Origin of the sequence: Chryseomicrobium imtechense, from assembly GCF_041475995.1 — a bacterium.
Classification (GTDB): domain Bacteria; phylum Bacillota; class Bacilli; order Bacillales_A; family Planococcaceae; genus Chryseomicrobium; species Chryseomicrobium aureum.
The window spans coordinates 1-851 of sequence record NZ_JBGOBM010000035.1; the positions used below are offsets into that span (position 1 = coordinate 1).

At 47.8% G+C, this 851-nt stretch carries 5 tRNA genes and 1 rRNA gene; all 6 read right to left on the minus strand.

From position 1 onward, the window contains the following. Positions 1-78, minus strand: a 16S ribosomal RNA gene (locus AB5N96_RS13415); the annotation flags it as partial. A gap of 179 nt (positions 79-257) precedes the next feature. After that, positions 258-331 (minus strand) — tRNA-Gly (locus tag AB5N96_RS13420). 31 nt (positions 332-362) lie between these two features. Next, positions 363-439, minus strand: a tRNA-Arg gene (locus tag AB5N96_RS13425). Between the two features lie 10 nt (positions 440-449). After that, positions 450-536: transfer RNA gene (locus AB5N96_RS13430), tRNA-Leu, on the minus strand. A 71-nt stretch (positions 537-607) separates the two neighbouring features. After that, positions 608-683 (minus strand) — tRNA-Lys (locus AB5N96_RS13435). A gap of 11 nt (positions 684-694) precedes the next feature. After that, positions 695-769: transfer RNA gene (locus tag AB5N96_RS13440), tRNA-Gln, on the minus strand. Positions 770-851 lie beyond the last annotated feature (82 nt).

The window sequence follows — 851 nt, forward strand, 5'->3', positions numbered from 1 at the left end:
CTCCTTCATCCGCTCGACTTGCATGTATTAGGCACGCCGCCAGCGTTCGTCCTGAGCCAGGATCAAACTCTCCATAAAAGAGAACTTAATAGAAGCTCATTTTGTTGCTGGCATCATACTATTCGAGTGTTAAACACTCCAATATCGATATCCAAAAAAATATCCTTCTCCACTAACGAGGGTTAGCTTCGAAAGGTTAATCTTAACGTCTTGCATGTTCAGTTTTCAATGTTCAGCTTTAATGCTCTCAAATAAATTGGAGCGGGTGAAGGGAATCGAACCCTCATCACCAGCTTGGAAGGCTGGGGTTTTACCACTAAACTACACCCGCGTGGTTTGTATGTTAGTAAGAATAAAGTTATTGGCGCGCCAGGCAGGAGTCGAACCCACAACCTTCTGATCCGTAGTCAGACGCTCTATCCAATTGAGCTACGGGCGCTATTTTTGAATGGTGCGGCCGAGAGGACTTGAACCTCCACGGGGTTAACCCCCACTAGGCCCTCAACCTAGCGCGTCTGCCATTCCGCCACGACCGCGTAGTCATCAATCATGATTGATGCGACAATCACTATTCTACTATAATTCCTTACTTACTGTCAAGGGAAAATGGTGAGCCATGAAGGACTCGAACCTTCGACCCTCTGATTAAAAGTCAGATGCTCTACCAACTGAGCTAATGGCTCTCTATAAGAAATGGCTGGGGTACTAGGATTCGAACCTAGGCATGACGGAATCAAAATCCGTTGCCTTACCGCTTGGCTATACCCCAGTAATAAAATGGCGGTCCCGACGGGAATCGAACCCGCGATCTCCTGCGTGACAGGCAGGCATGTTAACCGCTACACCACGGG